18 protein-coding genes are annotated in these 25,716 nt (G+C 55.9%); 8 read left to right on the top strand and 10 right to left on the bottom strand.

What is annotated here, in order from left to right; genetic code table 11:
- The 9 genes from speD to AC2FD9_RS11450 form a co-directional block, all read right to left on the bottom strand.
- Positions 1–390, bottom strand: coding sequence for an adenosylmethionine decarboxylase (speD, locus tag AC2FD9_RS11490; protein ID WP_496836941.1), 390 nt, complete (start codon positions 388–390; stop codon positions 1–3).
- A 441-nt stretch (positions 391–831) separates the two neighbouring features.
- Complete coding sequence (locus tag AC2FD9_RS11485; RefSeq protein ID WP_058274623.1) at positions 832–1,929, bottom strand: M56 family metallopeptidase; 1,098 nt, start codon at positions 1,927–1,929, stop codon at positions 832–834.
- Complete coding sequence (locus AC2FD9_RS11480; protein ID WP_113790821.1) at positions 1,916–2,311, bottom strand: BlaI/MecI/CopY family transcriptional regulator; 396 nt, start codon at positions 2,309–2,311, stop codon at positions 1,916–1,918. Before AC2FD9_RS11480 ends, AC2FD9_RS11485 begins: the two co-directional genes overlap by 14 nt.
- 66 nt (positions 2,312–2,377) lie before the next feature.
- A complete protein-coding gene (locus AC2FD9_RS11475; RefSeq protein ID WP_058274638.1) occupies positions 2,378–2,782 on the bottom strand; it encodes a DUF2160 domain-containing protein in 405 nt (134 codons plus the stop codon).
- An 8-nt stretch (positions 2,783–2,790) separates the two neighbouring features.
- Positions 2,791–3,588, bottom strand: coding sequence for a carbohydrate ABC transporter permease (locus tag AC2FD9_RS11470; RefSeq protein ID WP_058274621.1), 798 nt, complete (start codon positions 3,586–3,588; stop codon positions 2,791–2,793).
- A complete protein-coding gene (locus AC2FD9_RS11465) occupies positions 3,585–4,448 on the bottom strand; it encodes a carbohydrate ABC transporter permease (protein ID WP_058274620.1) in 864 nt (287 codons plus the stop codon). Before AC2FD9_RS11465 ends, AC2FD9_RS11470 begins: the two co-directional genes overlap by 4 nt.
- Positions 4,445–5,521 carry an ABC transporter ATP-binding protein gene (locus AC2FD9_RS11460; RefSeq protein ID WP_496836940.1) on the bottom strand — a complete coding sequence of 359 codons (1,077 nt, stop codon included), beginning with the start codon at positions 5,519–5,521 and terminating at the stop codon, positions 4,445–4,447. Before AC2FD9_RS11460 ends, AC2FD9_RS11465 begins: the two co-directional genes overlap by 4 nt.
- A 1-nt stretch (position 5,522) precedes the next feature.
- The gene (locus AC2FD9_RS11455; protein ID WP_496836938.1) at positions 5,523–6,569 is read right to left on the bottom strand and encodes an ABC transporter ATP-binding protein; all 1,047 of its coding nucleotides are present in this window, start codon (positions 6,567–6,569) and stop codon (positions 5,523–5,525) included.
- 82 nt (positions 6,570–6,651) lie between these two features.
- A complete protein-coding gene (locus tag AC2FD9_RS11450; protein WP_058274618.1) occupies positions 6,652–8,391 on the bottom strand; it encodes an ABC transporter substrate-binding protein in 1,740 nt (579 codons plus the stop codon).
- 558 nt (positions 8,392–8,949) lie between these two features.
- Between AC2FD9_RS11450 and AC2FD9_RS11445 the strand changes: the two genes are divergently transcribed.
- From AC2FD9_RS11445 to AC2FD9_RS11435, 3 genes are all read left to right on the top strand, one after another.
- Positions 8,950–10,209 carry an aminotransferase class V-fold PLP-dependent enzyme gene (locus AC2FD9_RS11445; RefSeq protein ID WP_472725055.1) on the top strand — a complete coding sequence of 420 codons (1,260 nt, stop codon included), beginning with the start codon at positions 8,950–8,952 and terminating at the stop codon, positions 10,207–10,209.
- Positions 10,210–10,891: 682 nt separating this feature from the next.
- Positions 10,892–12,589, top strand: a complete 1,698-nt coding sequence (locus AC2FD9_RS11440) for a type I secretion system permease/ATPase (RefSeq protein ID WP_496756068.1) — start codon at positions 10,892–10,894, stop codon at positions 12,587–12,589.
- Positions 12,589–13,902 carry an HlyD family type I secretion periplasmic adaptor subunit gene (locus AC2FD9_RS11435; protein ID WP_282169471.1) on the top strand — a complete coding sequence of 438 codons (1,314 nt, stop codon included), beginning with the start codon at positions 12,589–12,591 and terminating at the stop codon, positions 13,900–13,902. The genes AC2FD9_RS11440 and AC2FD9_RS11435 overlap by 1 nt, the downstream gene beginning before the upstream one ends.
- 13 nt (positions 13,903–13,915) lie before the next feature.
- Here the strand turns inward: AC2FD9_RS11435 and AC2FD9_RS11430 are convergent, their stop codons facing one another.
- The gene (locus AC2FD9_RS11430) at positions 13,916–15,964 is read right to left on the bottom strand and encodes a dockerin type I domain-containing protein (RefSeq protein WP_496836936.1); all 2,049 of its coding nucleotides are present in this window, start codon (positions 15,962–15,964) and stop codon (positions 13,916–13,918) included.
- Between the two features lie 135 nt (positions 15,965–16,099).
- Here AC2FD9_RS11430 and AC2FD9_RS11425 point away from each other — a divergent pair, with 135 nt between their 5' ends.
- The 5 genes from AC2FD9_RS11425 to AC2FD9_RS11405 all read left to right on the top strand — a co-directional run bounded on the left by AC2FD9_RS11425 (position 16,100) and on the right by AC2FD9_RS11405 (position 25,662).
- Positions 16,100–20,008, top strand: coding sequence for an Ig-like domain-containing protein (locus AC2FD9_RS11425; RefSeq protein ID WP_496836935.1), 3,909 nt, complete (start codon positions 16,100–16,102; stop codon positions 20,006–20,008).
- Positions 20,009–20,068: 60 nt separating this feature from the next.
- Positions 20,069–20,875, top strand: coding sequence for a SapC family protein (locus AC2FD9_RS11420; protein ID WP_496836934.1), 807 nt, complete (start codon positions 20,069–20,071; stop codon positions 20,873–20,875).
- Between the two features lie 62 nt (positions 20,876–20,937).
- Positions 20,938–22,233 carry a TolC family protein gene (locus AC2FD9_RS11415; protein ID WP_496836932.1) on the top strand — a complete coding sequence of 432 codons (1,296 nt, stop codon included), beginning with the start codon at positions 20,938–20,940 and terminating at the stop codon, positions 22,231–22,233.
- The gene (locus AC2FD9_RS11410) at positions 22,221–24,368 is read left to right on the top strand and encodes a type I secretion system permease/ATPase (protein ID WP_496836930.1); all 2,148 of its coding nucleotides are present in this window, start codon (positions 22,221–22,223) and stop codon (positions 24,366–24,368) included. Before AC2FD9_RS11415 ends, AC2FD9_RS11410 begins: the two co-directional genes overlap by 13 nt.
- On the top strand, positions 24,352–25,662 hold the full coding sequence (locus AC2FD9_RS11405) for an HlyD family type I secretion periplasmic adaptor subunit (protein ID WP_496836928.1): 1,311 nt from the start codon (positions 24,352–24,354) through the stop codon (positions 25,660–25,662). Before AC2FD9_RS11410 ends, AC2FD9_RS11405 begins: the two co-directional genes overlap by 17 nt.
- Positions 25,663–25,716 lie beyond the last annotated feature (54 nt).

Genomic DNA, 25,716 nt, shown 5'->3' with positions numbered 1-25,716 from the left:
TCAACTGCCGGCGATAGCCAGCCGCGGCACGTTTTGTCCGATCAGGCCCCGTTTGATGGATTGCACCTCAATGCGCTGCGGGCGGAAATAGGATTTCAGTACATCCAGGCTGCGCTGCGGCTCGGCGTCGCCGCACATGAAGATATCAACGGCGGCATAACCATGCTCGGGCCAAGTGTGGATCGAGATATGGGACTCAGCCAACAAAGCCACCCCGGTAAACCCTGCACGTTGTCCGAAATCATGAGTTTCGACGTCAAGGACATGCGCTTTGGCTGCAATAGCCGCGCGTGTCAGAGCTTCTTCAGCTGGGGCAGGATCATAAAGTTCAGTTGAATCGAAGAAATCCGCTAAAAGATGTACACCTAAAGAGGGCAAAACAGCGCTCATAAAAAACTCAAAGCCTCAAACCATAAATTATTGATCCACTTCTATTTTATTGATCTCTGCAGTCAATCTGACTGCAGGGTTGCCCGCGTTTGGCTGCCACGTTGTGGCAAAAAATACACAACCTATAGGGGATCATTCAAGAGTCTGAGTATTTGCGTCAGACTCTCGTTTTATTTCCGGTCCATTCTTTGGGAAGCGTGCAACTCGCACTGGGTTCGGGCCCGCAAGGCAACACCATGCCGGTTGCGCAAGCGGTTGTACGTTGGTGAAACGACATAGCTCTGCCTGGTTGCGTTAAAACGGGCACCCCTGCCCCGCTTTAACGCAAAATCAGGAACTCAACATGCCCTAGCCTCGGGCCAAAATTTCCCGGCGCTGAACATCGTGCGCATGAAACGGCAATCCGTCTCTCCAACCCTGGCCGGAGAGCATCACCGCATATCAATTCCCCTGAGTGCGAGCCTCAAGCCGTTCCAGATTAACAACTGTCGACAGCATCAAGCGATCGTGGCTCCAATCCTGAGTTTGGCGTACTGACGCCGAGCTGATGGCAAGAATGGTTGCCAATGCTAGGGTCATCCCAAGAAATACGGCAGGCAGAGGAGGACTTGCCGTCGACGCTTCGGTCAAGGCAATCACACGCAAACGCAACACATGCTTTGCTTTTGTCCCGTTCACCAAGGCCACATGAAGAATGCGTGGGCAGTTCATTGTAAGAGATCGCGAACAGTAATCCAGCAAACAGGCCGTATAGTCTTTGGCGTCTATCCCCTTACGCGAGACAACGGATTGGTCACAGGCCAACTCGCGCAGTCGGTCAAACTGGTGCTTAATCACCAGATATGCCGGGTTCCAGAACAGTAGCGGGCGCATCAGCTCAAAGCCCAGCTCCCACTCCACATCCATGGCACGGATGTGTTGAAATTCGTGTGCCAGAGCGAACCGCAATTCACGCGGTGTATTTAGCAAATGGCTGGGTAAGACGACGTGGCGGCGACGTAGGCCGCGCACAGCGAAGGGTACGTTTATCCGGTCCGACAAACGAATGTCTACCTTCGACGACCGCCGCCAAAGAAAGCTGGATCTCACGGTTTTGCGAATTGCCCATGCATCGCGAAGCACACGAATTGTCAAGAAAGTCGACACCAGGGCGAATGCAATCAAAACGCATGTTACAAGGACAGACGAACCAGAAAGAACGTGATCAAGCCAACGTTCGCGCGTGTTTAGCAGGGTTTCGAACTGCGCAGCCGGCATGGCAATATCACCACGCAAGTAGGCAGCCACGGCCAGATCCCCCAGTGCGACTGCGCGTCCAGGCCACAGAAAACCGATAAAGGCCGAGACACCCATTGCCAGCACCGGGCTCAGCACAACACAAATACAAAGTGCTTTGAGCGATCGAAGTTGTGCAACAAACCCATATCGCATAGACGATCGCGCGAACACGACGCGCACCGCCAGCCAGATAAGTGCCGACAATCCAAGTACAACATTTAACTCGAGAAAAGCGTCGAGAACCGGTTTAACCGCCGTCATTTTGCAGTCTCCTCTCTACCAGTGCTCGAATTTCCTCCAGATCATCTTCTGTCAGCCCCGCATCGTCGACCAACCTTGCAACCAAAGTTGCGGGGGTGTCGTCGAATAACGTTCGGGAGAGATTTTGCAGCGAACGCGACTGATACCTGTCTTTTTCCAGAAGTGGCCTATAAATCAACGATTTGCCGTTCTTTTCGCTTTCTACAAATCCCTTTTCATCGAGAATGCGCAAAATTGTTGCGCCGGATGTGTAGGCCAGATTTCGATCTGGCGCCAAACGATCAAGAACATCTCGGACTGAGCCCTGACCCAGCGCCCAGAGTTCATTCATGAACTCAAGTTCCACTTCGGTCAGCAAGTTTGTAGTTTTTTTCTTTCGCATCAGTCTCGGTGTCGCCATTTTTTAGTATGCCTGACAGACAAGCATCCTTTCACTGTTTCGCAAAGCCTAAACTTTCCAGAAGACGAAGATGCCCCAACCGATGGACAAAAACAGCGGCGTCCAAACCGGTTGCCCAACCAATCCGAGCCAGGCCAGAAAGATGTAGGCAGCCCCGAGAAGCGTGATGAAGAGACGATCGCCGAGCGTGGTGGTCAGACCCAATACGCCGCGCCGTTCAATCCCGTCGCGATATTTGAAGCCTTCTAGAACGCCAATCAGCGCGATGGCTGAGAATATCCCAACGAAAACTGCAAGTGTCGCAGGCGTCCAGGCCATCCAGAAATCGGGCCACAAAGGGTCGGTCCAGGAAAATCCCTTTTCCTCTTGTTGGCCAACGTTGCCCCATCCGGTCTGAGCCTGAGCCAAGGCCGTCGTGGGTAGGAAGGGGAGGATGAGAAGAAGTTTACGCATATCGAACCTCACACACGACCCATCGCGAAACCGCGCGCGATGTAGTTGCGGACAAACCAAATGACGATGGCTCCGGGGATGATGGTCAGGGTTCCGGCAGCGGCCAGCAGGCCCAGCTCGTACCCGGCGCTGGAGGCAGTACGCGTCATCACGGCCGCGATGGGTTTAGCCTCTACCGCAGTGAGGGTCTTGGCCAACAGCATCTCGACCCACGAAAACATGAAGCAGAAGAAGGCCGCGACACCAACACCCGCTTTGATGTTCGGCAGGAAAATCGTCACGAAGAAACGTGGGAACGAATAGCCATCCACATAGGCGGTCTCATCCAGTTCTTTGGGAATGCCGCGCATGAAACCTTCCAGAATCCAAACAGCCAACGGCACGTTGAACAGTGTATGGGCAAGTGCCACGGCCAGATATGTGTCGAACAGACCGATGGACGAATATAGCTGGAAGAAGGGCAGCGCGAAGACCGCAGCCGGGGCCATCCGGTTGGTCAGCAACCAGAAGAACAACTGTTTGTCGCCAAGGAACCGATAACGCGAGAACGCATAGGCGGCGGGCAAGGCCACACAGACAGAAAGCACCGTATTGATAGTCACATAGGCGATGGAATTGATGTAGCCCCAGTACCACGTCGGGTCCGTGAAGATGGTGATATAGTTTTCCAGCGTAAAGGTTTGGGGAAACAGGGAAAAGCCCGACAGGATCTCGTTTGTCGTCTTGAAGGACATCGCCACCAGCCAATAGATCGGCAGCATGAGGAACGCGATATAGAGGATCGGAATAAGGGACCGCTTCTTCATTGCGCGTCATCCTTTGTCATCAGAGTGTAGAATACCCAAGACACCAGCAGCGTGATTGCGAAGTAGATCAGGCTCATCGCCGCCGCAGGGCCAAGGTCGAACTGTCCCAAAGCGATCTTCACAAGGTCGATCGACAGCAAAGTGGTTGAATTGCCGGGGCCGCCTCCGGTCAGAACGAAGGGTTCGGTATAGATGTTGAAACTGTCCATGAATCGTAGCAGCACGGCGATGGTCAGAACCGTCTTCATCTTGGGCAGCTGAATATAGCGGAACACCGACCACGGGCTGGCGCCGTCAATCTTGGCGGCCTGATAATAGGCGTCCGGGATCGACACGAGGCCAGCATAGCAAAGCAGTACGACCAATGAGGTCCAGTGCCAGACATCCATGATGACGACTGTGATCCACGCCGACAGCGGCTGCTGCGTCATGTCATAGTTGATGCCCAGAACGTCATTCAGGAAATAGCCCAGCAAGCCGATCTTGGGCAGGGTAAAGATATTCCACATCGACCCGACTACATTCCACGGGATCAGCATCGGCAGAGCCATAAGAACCAGACAGACAGGAACCCAGAACCCTTTGCGCGGCATCGAAAGGGCCACGATGATGCCCAGGGGCACCTCAATCAGCAGGATCAGGAAAGTGAACAGGAACTGCCGTCCAAGTGCGGCCTGGAACCGGTCTGACCGCAGGATTTGTTCGAACCAACCCAGCCCTTCCCAGAAGAACTGGTTGTTGCCGAAGGTTTCCTGCACCGAATAGTTGACCACCGTCATCATCGGCACCAGTGCATTGAACGCGACCAGGGCCAGAACTGGTAGGACAAAGAACCACGCTTTTTGGTTTTCTGTTCTCATTGTGCCCGCTCCTTGCTTACGATCCAGCCGTCGCGGTAGACGCGCGATTGTTCAGGTTTGAATTGCAGGAAGACTTGTGATCCCGGTTCCGGAACACTGTGTTCAGTTACTGCTTTCAGGGCCGTGTTACCTACCATGGCGCTTACTACGTAGTGACGGCCAATATCCGAAACCTTTGTCACATGAGCCGGGATACCGGTGTCACCGAACCCAACATATTCGGGGCGGATGCCCAGATCGGTGCGACCGCCGTCACCATGGGTCGGACCTTCCAACATCACTTCGTGGCCTTCGAAAACGGCGCGGTCGCCCCTAGCCTCGCAAGGCAAGACGTTCATGCCAGGTGAGCCAATGAAGTGGCCAACAAAAGTGTGCTGAGGCCGCTCGAACAGCTCAACAGGCGTGCCAATTTGAACCACTTCGCCGTCCTGCATCACGACCACCTCGTCTGCGAAGGTCAGCGCCTCGGTCTGATCGTGGGTCACATAGATCATGGTGGCCCGCACGCGCTGATGCAGTTCTTTCAGCTTGGACCGCAGCTTCCATTTCAGGTGGGGATCGATCACAGTCAGCGGCTCGTCGAACATAACCGCATTCACGTCGTCGCGGACCAGACCTCTGCCCATCGAAATTTTCTGCTTATTGTCTGGGCTGAGTCCTGACGCTCGGGTCTTGAGCAACTCAGTGACATCCAGCATCTCGGCAATCTCATCGACGCGACGTTTGATCGTCGCCGTATCAACTCCTCGGTTTTTGAGCGGAAACGCCAGGTTCTCGCCTACTGTCATCGTATCGTAGATCACCGGGAACTGGAATACTTGCGCGATATTACGCTGGTCAGGCGGCAGAGCTGTCACGTCGCGATCATCGAACAGGATCTGGCCCTCGGACGGCATCAACAAGCCCGAGATGATGTTCAACAACGTGGACTTGCCGCAACCCGACGGTCCCAGCAGTGCATATGCCCCACCATCGCGCCATGTCACGTCGATTTCCTTCAGCGCATAGTCTTCCGGACCTGCCGGCGTCGGCATGTAGCTGTGTTTGAGGTTTGAAAGCTTGATCTGTGCCATGTCAGGCCACCCTTTTGCCGTCTTGGCCGAAATACCGGCAATGGGCCGGGTTCATATAAAATCGGTGATCTTCGCCCACCCGATAAGGGTGCACGCCAGCCGCCAAAGAGACCCAAGCATCATCCCCGTGCTGGAAATGCGCGCTGGAATCGGAACCCGATAGCTCTGTGACAATCACACGACCTGTCAGTTCCACATCGGCATCCGAGGTGCGGGTGGGAGTCACTCGGTGCGGTCGTACTGCAACCATGTACTCGCCGTCCGCCAAATCCGAAACCGCCCAGCCGCCGCCTGCAAGCTGTGCCTGCGTAGCTGACACGGTGACACGGGCCACATTGATCGGCGGGTCTGAGAACACGCGCGCAGCGGCAATATTCTCAGGGTTGCGATAGATATCAGCAGTCGGGCCGAATTGCGTAACGCGACCGTCTTCCATAAGGGCGGTATATCCACCCAAAAGCAGCGCCTCTTCGGGTTCCGAGGTGGCGTAAACCACCACCGCCCCACGACCGGCAAACAGGTCGGGTAGCTGCTCGCGCAGTTCTTCGCGCAGCTTGTAATCCAGGTTGGCCAACGGTTCATCGAGGAACACGGCTCTGCTTTCTTTTGCGATGGCTCGGGCCAACGCGGTACGTTGTTGTTGGCCGCCTGACAGCTCATGCGGTCGGCGATGCAACATCGGGCGCAGCTGCAGCAAGTCGGCGGCCTCTTCCACGCGTCCTTCAATCTCGGATTTCGCCATTCCAGCCACACGCAAAGGCGAGGCGATGTTGTCAAAGACAGTCATATGCGGATAGTTCACGAAGAACTGGTGCACGAGGCTGATCTGTCGCTTTTGCGTGTTCAGCCTTGTGACGTCCTGCCCGTCCATCAACACCTTGCCCGAGGCGATCGGGTCCAGCCCGGCCATCATCTTGATCAGAGAGGTTTTGCCCGATCCTGTCGCGCCCAGCAGCACATTGAAATGGCCGGTTTGCAGCGTCAGGGTCGTGGGCTTGATATGGATAACGTTGCCAACGCGTTTGGTGGCATCTTGTAGTTCGATCATGTCCGTGGGTTCCGGTTCTTCAGTGCGTCGCACTGGTCTTGAGGTGGGGATGCCTGAAACGGCATCCCCGGGTTTCAATGGCTTACTGAGACTGCCAGCGTTGAACCAGTTCGTCGTAGTTGACGGTTTGACCCTGCGGCTTTTCGTTCTCAAGCTTGGCTTTGGGCGAGCCTGCTTTTTCCAACCAGAACGACGCATCCTGCGGTTCGTTCAAGCGGGGACCACAACCACCGTAGACACCGGCGCTTTCATCCGCGGCCTGCATGCGGGCCATGGTGATGTCCATCTCTTCGGCCAGACGGTCCATCGCCTCTTGCGGGGTGAAGGCACCCGAGTTCACGTCACCGATCTGCTGCCACCAGATCTGGGCCAGCTTCGGATAGTCCGGCACGTTGATGCCGGTCGGCGACCATGCCACACGGTCAGGCGAGCGGTAGAACTCGACCAGACCACCCAGCTTGGGTGCGCGTTCGGTGAACGACTCGTGGTTGACCGAGCTGTCGCGGATGAAGGTCAGACCCACATGGGACTTCTTCACATCGACAGTCTTGGACGTCACGAACTGGGCATAGAGCCAAGCCGCCTGAGCACGATCCGCAGGGGTCGACTTCAAGAAGGTCCAGGAACCCACGTCCTGATAACCAACCTTCTGACCGTCTTCCCAGTAGGGGCCGTGCGGGCTTGGCGCCATCCGCCACAGCGGCGTACCTTCGTCATCCACGGTGTTGTTGCCTTCGGACTTCGGCTTCACCATGTCGGCGGTAAAGGCTGTGTACCAGAAGATCTGCTGGGCCACGTTGCCTTGGCTGAGCGCCGGCAGCGACTGATAGAAGTCATAAGACGCAGCCCCCGGAGGCGCATAGTTCCGCAGCCATTCATCCCATTTGCGGATTGCGTAGACCGCGGCCGGACCGTTTGCAGCACCACCGCGCGACACCGAAGCGCCAACAGGGTTACAGGTGCCCGCTTCCATGCGGATGCCCCATTCGTCGACGGGGATACCGTTTGGCTCGCCTTTATCACCTGCACCAGCCATCGACAGCCATGCATCAGTCATACGCCAGCCCAGGTCGGGCGCACGCTTGCCGTAATCCATGTGACCGTAGATCGTGGTGCCGTCGACTTCTTTTACGTCGTTGGTGAAGAAATCTGCGATGTCCTCGTAAGCTGACCAGTTGACCGGAACGCCCAGGTCATAGCCATACTTCTCTTTGAACGCGGCTTTGTTGGCCTCATCATCGAACCAATCCTTGCGGAACCAGTAGAGGTTCGCGAACTGCTGATCCGGCAGCTGATACAGCTTGCCGTCCGGACCGGTGGTGAACTGAATGCCCATGAAGTCATCCAGATCCAGCGTCGGTGAGGTCGTACCGGCCCAGTCGCCACCCATCATGTCGGTCAGCGGATAGGCCAGCTGCAAACGCGAATGCGTGCCGATCAGGTCACTGTCGTTGACATAACCGTCGTACAGGTTCCGGCCTGTCTGCAACTGGGTCTGAACCGCCTGAACCACTTCGCCCTCACCAAGGATCTGGTGATTAACCTTAATGCCGGTGATTTCCTCGAACGCCTTGGTCAGGACCTCGGATTCATAGGAATGTGTCGGGATACCCTCGGACAGGACGTTGATTTCCATGCCAGCATAAGGCTGTGCAGCTTCGATGAACCACTGCATTTCCGACATCTGTTCGTCTTTCGACAAGGTCGATGGCTGGAATTCATCGTCGATCCAACGTTGTGCTGCGGCTTCGTCGGCCCAAACGGGACCGTGCCCCGCAATGACGGCAACAGCCGCCACTGCGGAAAGTAGATGTCTCCGCATCTCTTTCCTCCCAAAAAATTATGGTTTTCCGGCGCAAACCGGATAGCAGACAGCATCAGCGATTTTCTGCGCACCTGTCAAACTAAATTTTTAGTAAATAGATAAACTCTGATCAACTTGTTGATTATATAATATATTTTTAGAAAACCAGCGTATCACCCAACGGCAGGATAGTGCCCGATCATCGTGAAAAACACCCTGCGGTAAGTATGCTAAAGCTGACAAAAACCTTTGTCGAGGATATGAAACCGTTCACGATACATATCGCCTGTTTCACCACACACACGAGCCAACAGAAGATGCCATTCTCATCTGGATCTCCCGGTAATAAGCGCAAAAATTTTTATGAAAGAATAGTTCGATAACGACAAAAAACGACGGTGCAGCGCAATCATATCGCGTTGTCGCTTGACAGGATGGCAGCATGCGGCCTGATCAAATCAGTTCGCGGAATTTTCGATGACTCTGTCGACGGTTTTCCGAACAAAGCCTTATCGCGGCGGCCAAGCTCCGCCGCACGATCGTGAACCGCGCTCTGACTATGCACAGGACAAATCTATGATCCAAGACAACCCTGCCCTCATCGACGCCATCCGCGACCGGTTCGCCCATGTCGGCACTTGCCCGTTTCAGGGCGAACGCATCTTTTTCGAGAATGCGGGCGGAGCACTGACATTGAAATCCGTCGCTGAAACCTCGGCTTTTTATGCAGCAATCCCAGACAATCCCGGGCGCATGAATCCGGCAGGTCAGGGAACCCAAGGCGTTATTAACAAGGCAAAGGACGACCTGGCCGTGTTCATGAACGCATCTTCCGGGCAGTTCTTCGCAGGTGAAAGCGGAACCGAGCTGCTATTTCGCATGATCCGCACCGCGTGCCTGGTCGCCCCCAAAGGGTCAAAAGTGATAGGGTCATCCATCGAGCACCCGGCCACCCGAAGCGCAGCACGCCGCTGGGCTGAAATCGCAGGGCTGGAGTATGTGAATGTGCCCCACGGCAACGACACCGGATTGGTTACGGCCGATGACTATACCGCGCTGATGACGCCAGATGTCGCAGTGGCAACGATCCTGCATGCGTCCCCCGTGACAGGCATGGGTATGGACGTAGCTGCAATTTCCGCGGCGATCCGTTTTGTGGCACCGGATTGTTTGATCATCGTCGACGGCATTCAGCATGCTGCCCACGGGCAACTGGATCTGGATGGCTATAATGTCGATGGCTACGCGATCTCGCCCTATAAAGTGTTTTCGCGTCACGGATATGGCATCGCCTGGGTTTCTGACAAACTCAGCGCTTTGCCGCATGACATGTTGATCGACGCACCCGCAACCGGGTGGGAGTTCGGGACCCGTGACGCGGGATCTTACGCAACTGTTTCGGACGTAGTGGCATATTTTGACTGGCTCGGTAGCGAAGTCTCGGATGAGACCGAACCGCGCAAGCGGATCGAGGCTGCAGGTCGCGCCATTCACGCCTATGAAACACACCTGACCAATACTGCAATCAACGGCACAGGCAATCTGCCAGGACTGCGTGATATGGACCACGTGACCATTTTGGCGGGCGCCGATAACCCGGCACGCGAAGGACTGGTGTCAATCGTGGTCGAGGGGTATGCATCCGAAGACGTAGTCGAGGTATTGAATCAACAGGGCATTCGGACCCATACGCGAAAGGCCGATCACTATTCCGGCAACGTTCTTACGCCGTTGGACCTGTCAGATTGCATTCGCATTTCCTTCTGTCACTACAACACGGAGCAGGAAATCGCCCGTCTTCTGGGGGCGATCAAGGTATTGGGCGAAAACCGCTGACGGGCTGGCGAACACACTCTTCGGCTTCAAAACTGTAATCCAGTTGCCCGGTTACATCATCGGTCAGGTGAACTTTGCCCAAGTCATCCCACGATCCGTCGAAGGTTTGGGCAAAGGATCGCAAATAGCCTGACGCCAGCCCCGCCCTCCCCAATGTTGCACTATAGTTTCGGCCCCTTCACGCCCCGCCCTGATCGCCTTGTCCACATTTTCGACCGAAGTACCACCCCTGTGTTCAGCGCACCCAATTTGGCACCGTCGTGCGTCCCGTGACGCAGAACATTGTCCGTTTTCCCGATCAGGTGCAGTTCAGTTGTCCAGCTTGTTGAAACCATTGCGGTATCACCGCATCGACGTCATCAAACGCGACGATGACAAGCGCGCGGTTCGCAGGGCTTGAGATGTTTGCCATGTGGACTCTGCCTCGATTGCGCTACGTGAAGATCAAGAGAATACCGTTTCAATCAACAGGCGAGTTTGATGCCAATGCGCTATATTCAATACGTCGATTACGAACTCGGTCGGCGGCATATGGACAATCCGCGACGGCATGCATTTCCACTGTTGAGACATCAGTCTAGGATGCGCGCGAATGCTAGCCCATTCGAAACCCGAGCAACAAAAACGAGAAGCTTCGTTCGTGAATATTGAGAACCGCAGGGCCACCCAGCCAAGACATGAAATGCAATCAGCGCGCAACCAGGGGATCACATTCCTGGCGCTGGCGTTTCTGTTCAGTATTTTTGTCAACTTGCTGATGCTGACCGGACCCTTGTTCATGTTGCAGGTCTATGACCGCGTCCTTGGATCCCGAGCGGTCGAGACCTTGGCGGCACTCTTCCTGCTGGTCGCTTTATTGTACGGCCTTATGGCCATGCTCGATTTTGCGCGGGGTCGGATCGTGGCGCGTTTTGGCGCGCGTTTTCAATCGCAATTGGACGAACGCGTGTTTGACGCGACCCTACGCCGATCGCTGCACCCACGCGCCCGGGCAGCGCCAGCAACCGCATTGCGCGATCTGGAATCCATCCAAAACCTGTGTTCCTCTCCGGTTCTGTTGGCTGTGATGGATATCCCCTGGACGCCGATCTTCATTGCGGCGATCTTTCTATTCCATCCCCTTCTGGGCTGGCTGGCCGTTGGTGGCGGTTCGCTTTTGGTTGTGATCGCGTTGTTGAACCAGATACTGACCCGTCGCAAAGTTGCTCTGGCTCAATCCGCGTCCGCAAAAGCCAACAGCTTTTCGGAACATGCCCGGCAAGCCGCCGAAATCGTCCGCTCGCAAGGCATGCAACAGGACATCACGCGTAGATGGCAGCGACAACGCTCAAACGCCCTGCAGCAGACAATCGCTGCCAGTGACTGGACCGGCAGTTTTTCGTCCGTGACCAAATCGCTGCGGCTGTTTTTGCAATCTGCAATGCTGGCACTTGGGGCATTGCTGGTTCTTCGTAACGAACTGACCCCCGGCGCGATGATCGCGGGATCAATCCTATTGGGCCGCGCTTTGGCTCCCGTTGAACAGGTCGTTGGGCAATGGGCTGTCGTTGAACGTGCCCGAACTGCGTGGACCTCGTTGAGCCGGTTTCTGGATGCCACGCCGCCCGAAGCACAGCGCACCAAGCTGCCTGTGCCCCAGGCGCGGCTAACGGCCAAAGGTCTGACGGTCATCCCACCCGGCGCGGATACGCCAACCCTGCGTAACGTGTCGTTGAACCTCGAGCCCGGGCGGGCGCTTGGCGTCATCGGTAAAAGCGGGTCCGGAAAATCCACCTTGGCCAAGGCGCTTTTGGGTATTTGGCATCCTGCCGCGGGCGAGATCCGGTTGGGCGGTGCAACGCTGGATCAATACGACCCGACTGATCTGGGTCAGCATATCGGGTACCTTCCGCAAGAAGTTACGTTGTTCAACGGAACTGTTGCCGAAAACATCGCACGCATGTCCGAAGACCCAAACCCTGAAGCCGTTGTAGCAGCTGCCAAGAAGGCCAATGCGCATGAGCTGATTCTGACGCTGGAAAAAGGCTACGACACCATTCTGGAAGGCAATGACAGTCAGCTGTCGGGTGGTCAAAAACAGCGGATCGCATTGTCGCGCGCGCTGTACGGAGACCCCGTGTTGCTGATCCTTGACGAACCGAACTCGGCGCTGGATGCCGATGGGACCGAGGCGCTGAACGCCGCCGTTCGCGAACTCAAGGCCGCAGGAAAGTCCGCAATCATTATGACGCACCGTCCGCAGGCGATCTCGGAATGTGATGATCTTGCGGTGGTCGAGCGCGGACAGGTTGTCAAATCTGGTCCACGGGATGAAGTTCTGGGCGCAGTCGTACAAAACGCCGGATCGATCCAGCGCAACCTCAGCAAGGCAGGCAACTGATGCAGGACAAAACAAATAATCCGCGGCCGGTGTGGCGCATTACGATCCCTGCCCTGGTTGGTTTTGCAGCCCTTGGCATCCTTGTTGGCGGCTTGGGTGTTTGGGCCGTCAACACGCGATTGGCCGGGGCTATCATCTCGCAAGGCATTATCGAGGTCGAAAGCAACCGTCAGGTTATTGAACACCCCGACGGCGGCGTTGTTGGTGAGATCTATGTGCGCGATGGCAATGCCGTGGACAGTGGCGAATTGCTGTTGCGACTGGACGACACTTTTCTGTCGTCTGAGAAAACCATTGTCGAAGCCCAGCTGTTCGAACTATTGGCCCGCCGGGCCCGTTTGGAAGTCGAGCGCGATGGCACAAATGCCGAAGCTCTGGCCGCCCGGCTGGCCGAGATTCTGCAACAGGAAAATATTGACCCTGATCTGATCGCAGGTCAGCAACGCCTGTTCGAGGCGCGCTTGAACACACTGAACCAGCAAACAGAGCAATTGAGCAAACAGACCGTTCAAATCGAAAGCGAAATCGGCGGTACCGAAGCGCAGCTTGTTTCACTGCGGCGTCAGGTCGAATTGATTCAGGCCGAGCTTGATGATCAACAAAGCTTGCTTCAGCGCGGCCTCACTCAGGCCAGCCGTGTTTCCGCCCTTCAGCGCGAAGAAGCCAGCCTTACCGGTGATATCGGCCGGTTGGAAGCTGCCGCTGCGCGCCTGAGAGGCGAGATATCTGCGACCGAAATTGCAATCCTTGAGCTTGAGGCGACACGGCGAGAAGAAGCCATCTCGACACTGCGAGATATTCAATCCCAGATTTCAGAACTGGCCGAGCGCCGCCTGTCGCTGGACACTCGTTTGTCACGACTGGATATCCGCGCCCCTGTTTCAGGAACGGTATACGGCAGCCAGGTTTTTGCCCTGCAGTCTGTGATCCAACCTGCGGAACCGATGATGTATCTGGTGCCGCAGGATACGCCCCTGGTCGTGGCCGCACGCGTCGATGCAATTCACGTAGACCAGTTGCATGTTGGCCAGCCGGTTTTGTTGCGGTTTCCCGCGTTCAATCAACGTGAAACGCCTGAAATTGACGGACAGGTGATCAATGTCTCGGCAGATACATTTACAGACGAAAACACTGGCCAGACATTCTATCGCGCCGAGGTCGTACCACAGGACGGGCAAGTCGATCGTCTGAACGGGCAGGAATTGCTGCCCGGCATGCCAGTGGAAACATTGATCAAGACGGATGAACGTACGCCCCTGTCCTATCTGGTGAAACCGTTGGCAGATTACTTCAACCGGGCGTTCCGAGAGTGACCGCCCGGCCGCACTAAGGCGCTTCGAGGTTGCCCAGCAGGATCGAGGTCATGTCGGTAGCAATCAAGCCATCCACAGCCACTACATTGGCCCCGGTATCATAAGAAACATCGGTGCGCGTGATCCCTGAAAGGTCCGCGTCACTGTCGATGAAAACCCATCCCGGGGGAACGGCTGTCGGCTGTCCGACTGCTACTTGCAGAATCGACAATGCATCGAGCGCATTCACCGAACCATCCCGGTTGAAATCTGCCGCTATCAAATTCTCCGGCGAGGCCGGTCCCCATGTCGGGTCCAGTCCGACCGAAATTCGCAAAACCTGCAGCGCGTCCAATGCGTTGATGTCCTTGCTCGCAGTGGAATAGGTCTTGATGACGTCAAACTCGCCCTCAAAAGTGCCGGACGGTAAATTCAAATCGAACCGTCCATTGCTGTCTGCACGTACAGTGATTGTAGCTCCGCCATTTGGGGTGAAGCTGATTTCTGCGTCGCTGAGGCTGGGGTTGGCGGTTTCTGAGTTAATTGAAACATCCCCCAAAACCCCATCGGAACTGCCCGGATCGAGCCCCCCGAAATCGCCGAAATCGACGGGAATGTGATCGGGGCCGCCAAAACCCGCGCCAAACACCTGAGCGCTGGTCAGCGGACCACCAGAGGCGGAGTTCACGAATATTGTCTCATTGAAGTATTCAATTCGAGCGCCTTGTGCCGTCACGGTAAAAGTCAACTGTCCGGGCGTTCTGAGCAGCGGATAGTCGAATGTGTCCAACCGGTCGATACCGGCCTGAAAGTCCGTGATTGTGGTGGTTTCCGCTCCGTATTGCATGACAAAGATGTCGGCACCGGACCCGCCCGTCATTGTGGTCGCGGCCGAACCCGCAATCAATATGTCATCCCCGGCCCCACCAATAAGGGTCGTCGGAAGGATATTGCCGCTGAGTATATCGTTACCGACGGTCCCGTTAACGGTTTCCAGGCCACTACGCACGACGCCCAGATCCGCGACATCCACCGTAAGTTGGGTCAGCCCCGCATCCTGTTGCGACGCGACCAGAATCTGCAACTCATCACCGACCCGCGCGACGCCGAACGACTCCACATTCTGCACACCGCTTTGGAGCGTATCGGCAAAACTGTCCAAATGCACCAATTGTCCGCCGGGCGTCATGGCGAACAAGGTTATTCCATCATCGCCACCGCCCGCGACAACAAACACATGCCCATTGACCTCAACCACTGAAAGATCCTGAACCGACTCGAACCGTGTGTGCAGCGAATCCAGCACATGATCGGTTGGGATTAGACGGCCATCGGCGGCCAATTCCATCACACTGAGAGAGTTGCTTTCAGCCCCCGCGACCACCACCCAGGACTTGCCATATGCCTGTATCACTTCGACCGCCGTGGGCGCAGCAATTCCCAAAGTCGTCAGGACCTCGCTGTTGTCTACCACTGCTATGGCTGCAGTTCCCCCATCAACCCTGTAGGTCGAGACAGTGTTGCTGGCCCCGTCGGCCGCAATAACAAAGTTGTCTGCGCCAATGCTCAATGACTGCATCGAATCAGATCGTGCCACGATCACGCCCGAGGACGTCAACGTGCCGTCCCCGTTCACGGTATAGGTGACAATCCGCCCGGTATCTTCATGCGCCATCATCAGCAGATCGCCGGACCCGGTCGACAGTTTCACCAGGGCTGAAATGTCACCGCCGCCAGTCAATGTCCCGGTTTCCCGCAAGGATCCAACGGTCCCATCCGCGTTCAAATCATATCCCACAAGCCCATTTGCAGTGTCGATATCCAAAACGAGCTGATTACCACCACCAAATGAGACCGGTGTTCCGATGCTGCCCACCTGAAACGTGATCGAACCACTGAAATACTCGGTATCGACCAGTTGCGGCACAGCGCCATCAACAAGCTTCCAGACCGCAACACCGCCTCCGGGGCCGGTCAAACTGTACAGATACGTGGCCCCGTTAAGCGTTTTTAAAGCCGTATCACGGATACCTGAATCGAGCGCTGCGCTCCCTGTTGCAACCACGCTTTCGAACTGAAGCATCATACTACATCACCCCACGCCAAACTTGGCAATGACTGCAGGATGATCCGATGCCCGGCCCGATACCAAAGCGGAATTGTGGTGAAAATGAGGAGTTCGGTTTGAGTTTAACACAATTTTTCCTGGTCCGACCGCATGAGTCACAAACGCGAAAGACTGATGAACAAAACCTGGCCCATCCAGGCGGACACAGACATCACATGTGAGGGTAAGATGACCAAAGAACATGATCCCAAGGCCAAAACTGCAGACCCCGGATCAGACAATGGTCGCAAGGACCACATTCGCCGGTGGATTGATGGCAAGATGCGACGCTGGGTTGGACGCGGTATCGCTGGGGGGCTTGGCTCGACTCTCATGGCGCTACCCGCCTTGGCGCAGGCAACGATAGAAGAGCTTTATGCCTATCAGTTTGCAGAAACGATTCCCGGCGTTCAGTCAGTGAAGCTCCTGAAAAACGGGGATGTTCTGCTGAAGATGATAGATGGCAGTACAATGATTGTCGCTGCGGAAAACGTTCAGGTTCTGGACAGTGGCGCGATCATGATCGCCGAAAATGCCGTGAGTGAAATTGCGCAATTCAGTCTGGCTGCCGAAGCAGGTGGTGCCGCTGCGGCGGGCGGCGGCATCAGTGGCGTCGGGGCTGCATTGGGCGGATTGGGCCTGGCGGGGGCCGCCGCTGCGGGGGCCGGCGGCGGCGGTGGTGGAGACGATGGTGATTTTCAACCCGCGCCGCCTGCTCCGCCTCAGGTTTTGAACCTCGCGCAGGCACAATCCACAGCGCTCAGCAGTACAGAGGCGAATATCAGGGTTCCGGATGGAACCGAAACAGTGGAACTTAGGATCGGGTCTTTGGTCAAGTCCGTGCCACTCAATCCCGATGGAAGTTGGAGCATTTCGCTGACAGCTGTTGAAGCGGCCAGTCTGCCACAAGGCGTTCAGAACGTCACGGTTCGTCACTTGGACAGCGGCGGGCGAGAACTTTCGGTAGAAACCGTATCTTACAACATCGATACAGTACCCCCTACTCTGACAATTTCCGGATTGTCGGACGGTGCGGTCATAAATGCGGCGGAAAGTGCAACGGATCTGACCGTCTCCGGGACGACAAACGCGGAAAACGGTCAGACCGTGACGGTTACTCTGAACGGCGGAACATACTCTAGCACTGTGACCGACGGTCAATGGGCCGTCACTGTTCCTGCCAGCGATCTTGCCGCGTTGCCGGATGGCGAAACCATCGTGTTGACCGCAGATGTTTCAGATATGGCGGGAAACCCGGCAGCACAGATCAGTGACAGCATTGAGACAGACTTTACGGCACCGACCGTTACCTTGGACCCTCTCCCCGTCGACAAAATCGAATTGGTCGACGTTCAGAACGATATGGAGCTGAGCGGATCGACAACAGCAGCTGATGGCCGGACAGTTATGGTCGAATTCGGTGGGCAGACCTATTTGACAACCGCCTCTGACGGTAGTTGGAGCGTCACTATACCATCCGCTGATCTCGCAAATCTGCCCTCAGGTACTCCTGTGTCGATAAGGGTCGTTGTCAGCGATGAAGCAGGAAACACTTCGGTTCCGGCAATGACCTCCGTTCCGGTAGATCTGACTGGCCCTGCAATTTCCATATCGCCGCTATCAGTTGGGTCCGCTGTGAACGCGGCAGAAGTCGGTTCGGATTTAACAATTTCGGGAATTACCGGGAACGTAGAAGACGGCCAGCAAGTAACAGTCGTGCTGGACGGCCAGAGTTACATCGGCGCAGTGTTCGGCAACAGCTGGTCGGTGACCATCCCAGCGGCCGACCTTGGAGCATTGGCAGACGGGGGCACATTCACCATCACCGCAAATGTATCCAATACGGACGGGCTCGCAGCCAACCAGGCGAATGCACCCGTATCCAAGGATGTCACCGCCCCGACCTTGACCATCGACGGATACTCTGATGGTGCCGTCTTGAATGCCGCTGAGCGTGATACGGACCTGACAATCACCGGATCAACTGATGCAGAGGACGGACAGACCGTAACTGTATCGTTAAACGGCCAGGATTATACTGGCACCGTCGCTGGTGGCGTCTGGAGCGCGACTGTACCCGCGGCAGATTTGACGGCACTGTCCGATGGCGCAACAATCCCGGTGACTGCAGACGTGACAGATGCCGCCGGAAACCCAGCGCTGCAGGCAAGCGGCAGTTTTGACACTGATTTCTCACCTCATTCCATCACCATCACCAATTTGTCCGACGGCCCGGTCATGAACTTGGCGGAACGCGGCACGGATCTGACGGTCTCAGGCACATCGGATGCCCCGGACGGCACCACCATCACCGTGGAAATCGTCAGGGCAGATGGCACTGTAGACCTGAGCAATACCACTACGGTCAGTGGCGGCACCTGGACGTTGGTTTCGTCGGCGGCCGGCTTAAATGCCCTGCAAGACGACGAAATTTACAGTGTGAATGCGACGGTTTCAGACACGGCTGGAAACAGCGCCAGCGCGAGTGATGGGTTTGGAACAGACTTCACAGCACCAACTGTGACGATCAACCCATTGGCTGTAGGATCTGTTTTGGACGTCTCCGAAAAGGGCAACGATCTGTCCATTTCCGGGGCGACATCGGCGGAAGAAGGGCAAATAGTCACCGTCATGCTGGATGGCCAATCATATACCGGTGTCGCCACTGGTGGCACTTGGTCGGTCACTGTCCCTGCGGCGGATCTTTCCGGATTGGCGGACAGTACAAATTTCCCCATTTCTGCAACGGTCAGTGATCAGGCCGGCAATAGCGCCAGTCCGGCGACCACAACACTCGCTACGGATTTCCGGCCGCTGTTAGACCTGAATTCTATAGGGGCGAACAACTCAATTTCACTCGGCGACGCGCAGAGTTCTGGCGTTGTTGTATCTGGAACATCCGTTGGCCTCGCCGCTGGCCAAGCGGTGAACGTAACACTCAATAGTAACTCTGTCGGCACCGCTACTGTCGCAGCTGATGGAACCTGGTCGCTTGCAGTTCCGGCGTCGGATTTCACAGGTATTTCAGCAGGTGATGACCTGAACTTTCAGGCGCAGGCCACGGTTTCCGGCGGCCCTGATCCTTTACCGGCAACCGGTGAGACGACGGCGCATGTACCGGGCGCATATGTCATTGCAGAAGCGGGTCGGAGCGGTTCAACTATCACGTACCAAATCTTCGCAGACGCTGACCGCGACGTTTCCAGCGGGCTAGCGATGACGATCGAGTTGGGATTTGATCCGTCAGTTGTGACCTTCGACGCAGGATCCGATATTGGGAACGGGGCTTTCGGTCTGTATCTGTCCAACCCAGTTGGGGGCTCCGTGGTCAACTTTGCAGGTGTTGCGACCAGCTTTACGGATCTGAACCAACCTCTGGTAACGTTCACCATGACCGTTCAGGACCCCAGCAAACCGGTTGAACTGTCGCTTACCACCCCGGATGGGGGTCCGACGACCGTCATAGTCGGCACTGATGGAAATGACACTTTGGTCGCCAGCGATGTGGACAGCTTTGTTCGTGGTCAGGGCGGTGACGACGCCGTCAATGTCTCGGACGCGGGTCGCGACGTCGTTGTGTTCGAAGCCGCCCCTGCGGCTAACGGAGTGGACACGATCACCGGCTTTTCACTCGGCGCGGCAGCGGATGTGTCAGATGCGTTGATGTTCAGTGGCCTCGATCACTCTACTTTGCGTGGCGATGGCACGGACGTTGAGACATTAAATGTAGGCAGCGCAGTTGGTGCCAACACGGGCGTCATCGGCTTGACCACAGCTCTGGCCGACCTGTCGATCAACACAATTGAAACTGCCGTCGAAAGTTTGACGGGACTTCAAGCCGGTGACGAGATCTACGTACTCGCGACAGATGGAGACGACAGCGTTCTGGTCAGGGTCGACTATTCATCCCCGACTGCAGCCACCGTTGAAACCATGGCGCATTTTTCGGGGTTGGACGACCTTAGCGGATTGAGCGCGGACAATATCCTGATCGCCGACCCGACCGGAGCAACGGCTTGATCAAAACACGGACTGCCGGCTTTTCAACCGGCAGCCACTCCATACACCAAAGGATCAAACATGGCAGAGAACGGCCTGTTTCCAGTCACATATGAGCGGCACAGTGGCAAATACTGGAAGCGTTTTTCATCTTACCACTTTGCGGAAACCCAGCAGGCTTGCTCGATTGTCGAGAAAGAAATTCTGCTCGTCGCGGCCACGTACCCGGTATTGTTTCGCGAATCCGAGGGGGAAATTGAACCTGTAGCGCTTTTGTCAATTAACACGGACGCGCCAACCCCTTTTGTGTCCGACGAAGGCCGATGGTTGGCCACCTACATTCCGTCCGCGTTACGGTGCCCGCCCTTTCAAGCGGGTTTGCCGAGTAAAACGGATTGTGAGCCACAACTTCAGGTCGATGAATCTTCTGGCCTGGTCACTGACACTCCGGAGGACGAACCGTTCTTTACCGACGCTGGTGAGTTGACCGCTGAACTTTTAAACGTCCTCAGGTTTATCCAAGCACGAGAGGCTTCGGCAAAGGACATTCGGTCCGTGTGTAAAGTCATTCAAGAGATGGGTCTTTTTGAAAAAATGACCAGCTACGAAAACGTCGCCTTGCCGACGGGGTACCTGGTCCTGGATGTCCGACGCCTGAAGGCTCTTTCGCAGACAGAGAAGCTTGCGTTGTTTGATGTCGGTGCAATTCAATTGCTGCACGCTCACCAAGTATCACTATCACACATTTCTTGGCTGTCGCAGGCACAGGAGCAGCTGGCAAAGCCAAAACTTCAAAAGCAATACACCGAAAATTCAGACATTTCGCGTTTCCTTACCGCCATGGCACACGCGCATAATGACGAACTTTTAGTGACCGGTGAGGTGTGAATATGCCTCTGATCTGCTGCAACTCTGGCCTAAAGTATCTTGCCTGTCTGTGTATTCCTTTAATGGCGGCTTGCGCACCTCCGCCTGACCTTACGGGCGTAGAGGTTTCACTGTCAGCAGGTTCTGTTGGGGCTGGCGCGCAGCGGCCCCTTCCACGTCTGACGCAAAGCGAATTTGGTCAAAAGGTGCGGGCGGCTGTCGAAACTAACCCAAACCTCGCGCAAAGCGCGACACGACTGGAAATCGCAGACGCTGACGAAAATGCGGCCAAGGGTGCTTTCCTTCCTCGCGTATCAATGGGCATTAATGCGCGATCACAGCGTGTGAATTCCGATATTGCAGACTTCACCCCGTATCTGCGCGTTTCGCAACTCGTCTTTGACGGAGGTGCTGCGTCGGGCGAACTGGCTGCGGCTCAGGCTCGCGTCCTCGAAAGCCGAGGCGGTCAGCTGCAAACCGCAGCGGCGTTGGCTCTCGCCGCGATCGAAGCGTATGTTGTGGTCCTTGATCGGCGCAAGATCCTGGAAATCTCAACCCAGAACGTTGAGGTGCACGCCGAGATCGTGCGCCAGATCACGGAACGCAACACGCAGGGCGTGGGCTCAAATGCCGACGTTTTGACCGCACGCTCGCGTATGGCAGACGCGCGAACGCAGCTTGCCGATGCAGAAACCCGGACAGACAGGGCCGAGGCACAGTACCAGGAAGTCTTCGGACGCCCACCGGGGGCACTTACCGCTCCAGTCGCTGCGCCCAAATTGGCCAGAACGGATTCGCAAATCGTTTTGGACAGCCCACAAGTACGACGTGCGAATGCCGCTTTGATCGCCGCAAAGGCCGAGCAGACCGCAGCCATTGCGCGGCGGCAGCCAGGTGTAGAGATCGCGGCTTTTGCTGATCGCGATGACAGCAATGATGCTAATTTCGGTGTCGACCTGTCCGTTAACTATGAACTGGACAGCACCGGTCAACGTAAGGCCGCCATAGCTGCGGCCCAAGCTCAGGTAAAAGAGGCCGAATTCGCCCGTGAGACGTTAATTCGAGAAATCCGCCGCGAGTTAGAGTTCATCCGGTCAGATCAGGACGCGGGAGCGGTTCGCCTGCAGGCGGCTCGTTTAGCTGCCCAGGCTAACGCCGAAAGCGTGGAAGCTGCGCGGGCTCAATTCACCATCGGCCGACGCAGCTTGGTCGAGATATTGGATGCCCAGCGAGACTATGTGAACGCGCAGCAAAGGCTGATTTTGGCGGAACAAAGCTTCTTCCTTACAAACTACGCCGCCCTCAGTCTGACCGGGGACATCCTGGATTATCTCGGTATTTCAATTGCAAACAAAGGTGTAGATTCATGGCCGCGTTGAAACCTTTAACACCTAAACAAGAGCTTTCTCCGTTAGAAACCTGCCTGCTGCACGTCGCCGCGCATCTTGATCGCTCACTTACGGTCGGGGCACTTCACGCAGCGCAATCCGGCACCACAGGCCATTTGACCCAACGCGAGGCGATTGAGGTGGCGCGCCATGCCGGGTTGCAGGCTGGGTTTGGGTCGCAAAGAGTTGTGGATTTCGATGACTCACTGGTCCCAGCAATTTTTCTGTTGGAGGACGAAAAAGCAGTTGTGTTTCACGGGCGTACCAAGAGCGGCCATCTTCTGATTTTCGACCCGGAGATGGGTGAAGGCATCGGAGAGGTTGAAGAGAAAGTTATAGGAAATCGCTACACCGGTTACGCACTTTTGTTTCGGCGCAGACACAACGAGGAAACGCAGGGCCGAAACAAGACCGCATCCGGGCATTGGTTTTGGTCGGCCATGTTGGCAAACCGCTGGTCTTATGCGCAAGTGGTGCTTGCTGCGGCGGTAGCTAATTTCCTGGGCCTTTCCACATCCGTTTTCATCATGGTCGTCTATGACAGGGTTCTTCCGAATGAGGCGACGGAATCCCTTATCGCACTGACCGCAGGGGTTGGTCTTGCCCTTGCTTTCGATTTCGCCCTCAAACTCTTGCGCGCTGGCTTTATTGATCGGGCCGGGCAAAAGGCCGATTTGTTTATGGGGCGGCGCGTTTTTGACCAGGTTTTGAACATCAAAATGAAATCGCGGACCGGATCGACCGGTGCTATGGCCAGCACAATCCGCGAATTTGAAACTCTGCGCGAGTTTTTTACATCGGCAACTCTGGTCGCCCTCGTGGACCTGCCCTTCATCGCCCTCTTTATATTGGTCATTCACCTCGTTGGTGGACCCCTGGCGCTGATACCTGCCCTTGCCGTTCCGATTGTTTTGATTGCGGGCCTGGTAGTGCAACCAATATTATCGCGCTTGGCCGAAAAAAGCTTTGCGGACGGTCAGTCAAAACAATCCGTACTGGTCGAGACGGTTTCCGGTCTTGAAACCATCAAAACAACTGCAGCGGCAAAACAAATGCGGGCGCGATGGGAAGATGCTATCGAGCGGCAGTCCTCGCATGGAGTCCGCAGCCGAACAGTTACCCAGTTCGCATTGAATCTGACGGGCTTCACGCAACAGGCGGCGCAAGTCCTGATTGTCTTCTTCGGCGTGTTCCTGATCACTGAAGGGCGGGCAAGTATGGGTGCGTTAATCGCGTCGGTAATGCTGACTGGACGCGCGCTGGCGCCATTGGGGCAGCTTGCCCAAACACTCACACGTGTGAACCAGGCGCGCAGCGCGTATCGAAATCTGAACGCTTTGATGCAGGCGGAAAATGAGCGGCCCGAAGGACGCAACTGGATCAGTCGACCACATGTTGAAGGCCGCATCTCTTTTAAAGATGTGCATTTTGCCTATCCTGAACAAGCCGATGATGCGCTTTCTGGTGTCTCATTCGACATAGAGCCGGGTGAAAAAGTTGCCATTCTGGGCGCGATCGGATCTGGGAAAAGCACCATCGCGCGTTTGATGCTCGGTTTATTCGAGCCGAGAACCGGTTCGGTATTGCTGGATGGGGTCGATATCCGTCAGATTGACCCTGGCGACCTACGTCGCAATGTCGGTTCGGTTTTGCAGGACGTTTGGCTTTTTTCCGGCTCAATTCGCGAAAACATTGCCAGCGGTGCGATCCGGGCCAGGGATCAAGATTTGATCAGAGCCGGCCAGGTGGCCGGGGTTGAAGATTTTATCGCGCATTGCCCCAACGGCTATGACCAACAACTGGCAGAACGTGGCGAAGGAATATCGGGCGGCCAGCGTCAAGCCATCGCGCTTGCCCGCGCGTTGATTGGACGCCCACCAGTGTTGCTGTTGGATGAACCTACCAGTGCAATGGACGTGAAGACCGAAGCCGAAGTTATCAAGCGTCTGAAGCAAGAAACCAATGACGCCACAATGGTTATCGTCACACATCGGAGCAGCCTGCTTGATCTGGTCGACAGGGTCATTGTTATCGAACGCGGCCGGGTCGGCGCAGACGGTCCAAAAAGCATGCTGACCCAGCGCGCGCACTCAACAGGGAGGCATCTGAATGTCGCGGCATCCTGACCTTGCCATTATGGCAAGAGAAATGCGGGGAAAATCTCCGTTGGGGGGGTCTCTCCTGTTGCTTGTTATCCTTGCCTGTCTCGTCTCCGCCGGGCTTTGGGCCTATATGACGGAACTGGACGACGTGACCCGCGTGGACGGGCGGATTGTGCCGTCGGCAGACGTTCAACTAATCGAGGCAACAGAACCCGGAGTATTGCAATCCTTGCACGTCGCGGAAGGGTTGGTTGTCGACAAGGGAACACTGTTGATGGAGTTCGACACAACGCAAATCGACAGTCAGTTGAGCCAGGAACAACAGCGCGCGTATGGATTAATGGCTCGTGCCCAACGATTGCAGGCAGAGATTGACGGCACCCAGCTTACCTTCTCAGGAAAGCTGATTGAAGGCGCGCCAGAAGTCGTCAGATCCGAAACTGCTTTGTATCAGGGTCGTCAGGCGGAACTGGCTGCTGAAGTTGCCATTCTGGAGCGACAGCGTGAGCAGCGCCACCGCGAGTATGAGGAAGGACTGGTGGACCAAGTGACAGCCGAAGAAACGCTTGGGATCCTGGCCGAAGAACGCGCCATCATGACCCCCTTGGTGGAAAAACGAATGGAACCTGCGACAACGCTTTTGTCGCTGCGCCGCAGTTCCGCCGAATGGGAGGGTCGCAAGGTCCGTGCAGTTGCAGTGACCAAAAGGTTGAAAACCGGACTGGAAGAAATCGACGATCGTATTCAAGCCGCGCATAGCAGGTTCCGGAGCGCGGCTCTGACCGACCTAGCAGTCTCGACAGCCGAACTAGCAGCACTTCGGCCGTCCTTGCCGGCCTTGCAAGACCGCGCGGATCGCGCACAGATCAGATCACCGGTGCGGGGAATCGTAAATCGAGTTCACCGGACAACGATTGGCGGTTTGGCACGCAGCGGCGAAGAGCTGATCGAGATTGTTCCACTAGACGACAGGCTTCTGGTCGAGGCCTATGTTCGCCCAGAAAATATCGCGTTTTTGCACGCAGGCCAGCCTGTTAAGGTAAAAATTACGGCCTATGACTTTGCGCGTTACGGCGCGCTGGATGGTGAGATCACCCGCATAGGCGCGAACACGGTGACAAGGCCGGAACGTAATGATGAAGAGGTATTCGTCATCGAAATCCAGACACGTCACGCTATTCTGGACGCAAGCGGCGTTGCCGTCGAGATCATCCCCGGGATGATCGCCGAAGTGGATATCTTATCAGGCAAGAAAACAGTTATGGACTACCTTTTGCAACCCGTAATCAAGATTAAGGATCGCGCTCTGCGCGAATAAAAAAGTGCAGCGTCAAACGACAAACTGGTGCCCCAAGTATTAACGCGGCAGGAC

This window comes from Ruegeria sp. YTSC230, assembly GCF_059609665.1.
This window is presented reverse-complemented; position numbering and strand designations above follow the sequence as displayed.

Bases quoted from the DNA above. Each gene is read 5' to 3' on its own strand.
- speD (WP_496836941.1), bottom strand. From the start codon at position 390: ATGAGCGCTGTTTTGCCCTCTTTAGGTGTACATCTTTTAGCGGATTTC.
- AC2FD9_RS11485 (WP_058274623.1), bottom strand. From the start codon at position 1,929: ATGACGGCGGTTAAACCGGTTCTCGACGCTTTTCTCGAGTTAAATGTT.
- AC2FD9_RS11480 (WP_113790821.1), bottom strand. From the start codon at position 2,311: ATGCGAAAGAAAAAAACTACAAACTTGCTGACCGAAGTGGAACTTGAG.
- AC2FD9_RS11475 (WP_058274638.1), bottom strand. From the start codon at position 2,782: ATGCGTAAACTTCTTCTCATCCTCCCCTTCCTACCCACGACGGCCTTG.
- AC2FD9_RS11470 (WP_058274621.1), bottom strand. From the start codon at position 3,588: ATGAAGAAGCGGTCCCTTATTCCGATCCTCTATATCGCGTTCCTCATG.
- AC2FD9_RS11465 (WP_058274620.1), bottom strand. From the start codon at position 4,448: ATGAGAACAGAAAACCAAAAAGCGTGGTTCTTTGTCCTACCAGTTCTG.
- AC2FD9_RS11460 (WP_496836940.1), bottom strand. From the start codon at position 5,521: ATGGCACAGATCAAGCTTTCAAACCTCAAACACAGCTACATGCCGACG.
- AC2FD9_RS11455 (WP_496836938.1), bottom strand. From the start codon at position 6,569: ATGATCGAACTACAAGATGCCACCAAACGCGTTGGCAACGTTATCCAT.
- AC2FD9_RS11450 (WP_058274618.1), bottom strand. From the start codon at position 8,391: ATGCGGAGACATCTACTTTCCGCAGTGGCGGCTGTTGCCGTCATTGCG.
- AC2FD9_RS11445 (WP_472725055.1), top strand. From the start codon at position 8,950: ATGATCCAAGACAACCCTGCCCTCATCGACGCCATCCGCGACCGGTTC.
- AC2FD9_RS11440 (WP_496756068.1), top strand. From the start codon at position 10,892: ATGCAATCAGCGCGCAACCAGGGGATCACATTCCTGGCGCTGGCGTTT.
- AC2FD9_RS11435 (WP_282169471.1), top strand. From the start codon at position 12,589: ATGCAGGACAAAACAAATAATCCGCGGCCGGTGTGGCGCATTACGATC.
- AC2FD9_RS11430 (WP_496836936.1), bottom strand. From the start codon at position 15,964: ATGCTTCAGTTCGAAAGCGTGGTTGCAACAGGGAGCGCAGCGCTCGAT.
- AC2FD9_RS11425 (WP_496836935.1), top strand. From the start codon at position 16,100: ATGAGTCACAAACGCGAAAGACTGATGAACAAAACCTGGCCCATCCAG.
- AC2FD9_RS11420 (WP_496836934.1), top strand. From the start codon at position 20,069: ATGGCAGAGAACGGCCTGTTTCCAGTCACATATGAGCGGCACAGTGGC.
- AC2FD9_RS11415 (WP_496836932.1), top strand. From the start codon at position 20,938: ATGGCGGCTTGCGCACCTCCGCCTGACCTTACGGGCGTAGAGGTTTCA.
- AC2FD9_RS11410 (WP_496836930.1), top strand. From the start codon at position 22,221: ATGGCCGCGTTGAAACCTTTAACACCTAAACAAGAGCTTTCTCCGTTA.
- AC2FD9_RS11405 (WP_496836928.1), top strand. From the start codon at position 24,352: ATGTCGCGGCATCCTGACCTTGCCATTATGGCAAGAGAAATGCGGGGA.